Origin of the sequence: Streptomyces sp. SID486 (assembly GCF_009865385.1) — a bacterium.
GTDB lineage: Bacteria > Actinomycetota > Actinomycetes > Streptomycetales > Streptomycetaceae > Streptomyces.
The window spans coordinates 1-4,202 of the sequence record NZ_WWJT01000649.1; the positions used below are offsets into that span (position 1 = coordinate 1).

The window sequence follows — 4,202 nt, forward strand, 5'->3', positions numbered from 1 at the left end:
ACCCGCAGGGCCCGGCGGCTCCGGCCGGCCCGGCCCCCGACGGCTCCTGGCCGCCTCCGCCGCCGGTCACCCCGGCCTACGGCGACGGCGGTGCGGGCGGCGCGGGCGCCGGATGGGGAGCCTCGTACCAGCAGCCCGCCCCCAAGCCGCGCGACGGACGCGGCGGACTGGTGGCGGCGGTCCTGGTGGCCGCGCTGGTCGCGGGCGGCCTGGGCGGCGGCCTCGGCTACACCCTGGCCAAGGACAACGACAGCAGCGGCTCCACCACCGTCTCCGCCTCGGACAGCGCCACGCAGGTCAAGCGCGCGCCGGGGACGATCGCCAACACGGCGGCCAAGGCGCTGCCCAGCACGGTGACCATCGAGGCCGAGAGCAGCAACGGCGAGGGCGGGACGGGCACCGGCTTCGTCTTCGACAAGCAGGGCCACATCGTCACCAACAACCACGTGGTGGCGGACGCGGTCGACGGCGGCAAGCTCACGGCCACCTTCCCCGACGGCAAGAAGTACGACGCCGAGATCGTCGGCCACGCGCAGGGTTACGACGTGGCGGTCATCAAGCTCAAGAACGCGCCCTCCGACCTCAAGCCGCTCGCCCTCGGTGACTCGGACAAGGTGGCCGTCGGCGACGAGACCATCGCCATCGGCGCCCCCTTCGGCCTGTCCAACACGGTGACGACGGGCATCATCAGCGCCAAGGACCGCCCGGTGGCGTCGAGCGACGGCAGCTCGACCAGCAAGGCGTCGTACATGAGCGCCCTGCAGACCGACGCGTCCATCAACCCCGGCAACTCCGGCGGCCCGCTGCTGGACGCCTCCGGCGCGGTCATCGGCATCAACTCCGCGATCCAGTCCAGCAGCAGCGGGGGCTTCGGCTCCGGCCAGTCCGGCTCGATCGGCCTGGGTTTCGCCATTCCGATCAACCAGGCCAAGTACGTCGCCCAGCAGCTGATCAAGACCGGCAAGCCGGTGTACGCCCGGATCGGCGCCTCCGTCTCGCTGGAGGACTCCACCGGCGGCGCGAAGATCACCGACCAGGGCACCGAGGGCGCCGCGGCGATCGAGTCCGGCGGCCCCGCGGCCAAGGCCGGCCTCAAGCCCGGTGACGTCATCACCAAGCTCGACGACCACGTGATCGACAGCGGGCCCACCCTGATCGGCGAGATCTGGACCCACAAGCCGGGCGACAAGGTGACGATCACCTACAAGCGCGGCGGCCAGGAGCACACGGCGGAGCTGACGCTGGGGTCCCGGGAAGGCGACAGCTGACCCGGCCGACCGGCACACGCGCCCCGGCGGCGGGCCGGTAATGTGTACCCGCGCCGTCGATCTCCGGCGACGCGGGGAGGCGTGCCCGAGCGGCCGAAGGGAACGGTCTTGAAAACCGTCGTGGCAGCGATGTCACCGTGGGTTCAAATCCCACCGCCTCCGCTTGCAGAGCAGTGAGAACGGCCCCTGACCCGGGTAGTCGGTCGGGGGCCGTCGGCGTGTTCACGTCCTGCGGTCGCCCGGCGCTTCCCGTGGCTCCCCGCTCGACCGGGCACGAGAGGGGCACACCCGCGTCGGACCAGGCGCAGCCGCAGGGCCACTGTCGGAGCCGCTTGCCGGCTTGCTCATCAGTTGCCGGTCGGAGAACCCCTGAGGTCCGCGGTCAAGGGGGGTGGGCACAAAGGTCCCCGGGTTCGCCTCGGGACTGTGAGCTCGAGGCCGTGGCATCCACCCCCCTCTCCGGCGGATCGATCCGGCGCCCGGTGACCGGGAGCTGGCGAGCCTGCGTCCGGTCACTGTCACCGAGTGGGTGGCCGCCATGCGGAAAGGTTCTGGAGACCGTCGTGGCAGCGATGTCACCGTGGGTTCGCGTCCCACCGCCTCCGCGGGGATTCCGGGCATGCGGGTCGGAAGGGGTCACCGCCGCAGGGGCAGCCCTTTCGCGTGAAGGTGTCTCGTCCTGGCTCCGTGCGTGCGGCCGGTTCACAGGAGGACGAGGACGGCTGTCAGGGCGAGCAGGGTGATCAGGCTCGCCGCCGTGATCAGGCCGAACCGCGCGGGGGCGTAGACGTCGGCGTCCAGCTGCCGGCCCACGGAGCGGTAGCGGACCGTGCCGTAGGCGGCGACGAGGAGTCCGGCGAGGAGCAGGATGCCGCCGGAGACCACCGCGTGGATCCCGCGGTGCGGGGCGAACTTCGCGACGGCCACACCGAGGGCCGCCATGCTGATGCCCGTGCGCAGCCAGGCGAGGTAGGTGCGTTCGTTGGCCAGGTGGTCCCGGGCGCGGCTGCCGGTGTTCGGCGTGGCGCCCGGGGGGATCTTCGGCTGCACTCGCGTTCTCCGGGTGCGGTGACCGGTCAGTCCGTGCGCCGGACCGGCGGCGGGGTCCAGGCACCGGTGAGGGCCGCCTCCTCGGGCCAGTACAGGCGCAGGAAGAGGTTGAAGCTGCCGGCGGGCGCGGGCAGCCAGTTGCTCTCCCGGTCCGGGCCGGGGCTCTCGTGCTGGATGAGGATGTCCAGCGAGCCGTCCGGGTTCGGCTTCATCCCGCTGCGGTCGCCGATCGCGTACCGGTCCAGCGGATTGTCGGCGAACAGCTGCCGGTCGTTCATCATCGTCAGCGACCAGAAGCCCTTGGCCGGGGGTGTCTGCCCGGCGTCGAAGTGCAGCACGTACGTGTGGGAGCCGTCCAGGGGCCTGCCGTCGGCGTCCATGGTGGCGTGCGGGTAGAGGGCGTCGGCGTTCAGGTTGGCGCCGTAGCCGAACTTGGCGATGACGGCGCGTTTGGCGTAGTCGGTCCCGTAGTCGCCGAGGCCGCGGTGCACGGTCCACGCGCCGCTGTCCGCGCCGTGGGACTCCGAGCGGCTCAGCAGGGCGCGCAGGGTCTCAGGACCGTTGGACGCGGCCGCGTCCAGGGCGGCGATCACGTCGGGGGACAGCCCGTCGAGGGCCGCGCCGGGGGCGACGCCGACCGCGGCGACGCGTTCCAGGAACGCACTGTCGGCCGGGTACGGCGGGTTGTCGGTCATGAGCTGGTTGAGCCGGCCGAAGTACTCCGTCCCGCTCATCGACTCGACCTCGTCGACGGGCGCCGTACCGGTGTCGGCGCCGGCCGGGACGGGGACGTCCGTGGGCGGGGTGTAGTCGTCGGGGTCGCCGGTCCACCGCGAGAGCGGGACGAGACGGGTCCGGTCCTGGAGCCGGTGGACGTCCGGGAAGTCCTCCGGACCGCTGGTCGCGTACCTGGCGACGATCCAGTTCAGCGCGGTGGGCGACTTCAGCAGGGTCAGCCCCGGCGGGGTCGGCCCGGACCAGTCCGGCCCCGCGATCAGGAACGGGCCGGCCGTCGGACCGTCCTGGCGCTTGCCGGGGACGGCGAAGACGTCGGACCAGGCGGTGAGGATGGGCACCATCCAGAAGCGGTCGCCGAAGTCCGGCAGGGTCAGCACGAGCGGTTCTTCGGACAGGTCCAGCCAGGCGCTGGAGTAGAGGGTGTCGGCGTTCGGGGAGACGACTTCGGTGAAGGAGGCGTCGGGTGTGCGGCGCATGTAGACGAACTGGTTGACCGGCGCCGCGCGCCGGTCGTCGTCGCGGGCCGGGACCGCCGTCATCGCCTTCTTCGTGACCGCGGCGGTCAGCAGCGGATAGCCGAACACCCATGCGTCGGAAGCCAGCTGTTCGAGTGTGTGATCCGCCATCGGGTCTCTCCTCGGCGTCGCAAGACCCCTCCTCCACGCTAACTTTCAGGTGCGCTGCCCGCACCGCGGTACCGGTCCGCTACTCGACGGCCGGGTCCTCCTGCGCCTGCCGCACGGCCCGCCGTACCGCCTGTTCGACCTCGGACGGGTCGGCCCCCGTCGCTTCGGCGCGCGCGGTGATCGCGGCGCGCACCGCGTCGGAGGCCGTGCAGAAGCGGCGCCGCTGCGCGTCGTACGCGTCGCCGGTGAGGCCCGCCAGGCGGGCGCGTTCCTCCTCCGCGGTCCGTTCCAGTCTGATCAGTTCGTCGGGTATGTCCGTCACGATCGGATCGTAAGAGCCGGTGCGCCCCGGCGCCTGTCCAGCCGCCCGCCATGCGCCGACACAGCCGCCGTCCCGCCGCCTGCCATGTGCCGCGCCGTCCCGCCGCCTGCCGGGCGCCGGGCGCCGACACAGCCGCCTGTCCAGCCGCCCGCCGCCCGCCGCCCGCCGCCCGCCGCCGGCCGCCCGCCGCGCGCCGAC

4 protein-coding genes and 1 tRNA gene are annotated in these 4,202 nt (G+C 72.8%); 2 read left to right on the forward strand and 3 right to left on the reverse strand.

The window, feature by feature from the left end; genetic code table 11:
• Together GT045_RS30335 and GT045_RS30340 are read left to right on the forward strand one after the other, a co-directional pair.
• Positions 1-1,268, forward strand: a 1,268-nt coding sequence (locus GT045_RS30335; protein ID WP_161336130.1) for a trypsin-like peptidase domain-containing protein, incomplete at its 5' end; no start/stop codon positions are given.
• 75 nt (positions 1,269-1,343) lie between these two features.
• Positions 1,344-1,430: transfer RNA gene (locus GT045_RS30340), tRNA-Ser, on the forward strand.
• 540 nt (positions 1,431-1,970) lie between these two features.
• Here the strand turns inward: GT045_RS30340 and GT045_RS30345 are convergent.
• The 3 genes from GT045_RS30345 to GT045_RS30355 form a co-directional block, all read right to left on the reverse strand.
• Positions 1,971-2,318 (reverse strand): DUF202 domain-containing protein, encoded by a 348-nt coding sequence (locus tag GT045_RS30345; protein WP_161296676.1) that lies wholly within the window; start codon positions 2,316-2,318, stop codon positions 1,971-1,973.
• 26 nt (positions 2,319-2,344) lie between these two features.
• Positions 2,345-3,682 carry a DUF1254 domain-containing protein gene (locus GT045_RS30350; protein WP_161336131.1) on the reverse strand — a complete coding sequence of 446 codons (1,338 nt, stop codon included), beginning with the start codon at positions 3,680-3,682 and terminating at the stop codon, positions 2,345-2,347.
• A gap of 79 nt (positions 3,683-3,761) precedes the next feature.
• Entirely contained in the window at positions 3,762-4,004 is a 243-nt protein-coding gene (locus tag GT045_RS30355) for a hypothetical protein (protein ID WP_345942662.1), read from the reverse strand.
• Positions 4,005-4,202: the final 198 nt, after the last annotated feature.

What these genes read in the sequence shown, in the direction of transcription:
- GT045_RS30350 (WP_161336131.1), bottom strand. Translation starts at nt 3,682, where the DNA reads ATGGCGGATCACACACTCGAACAGCTGGCTTCCGACGCATGGGTGTTC.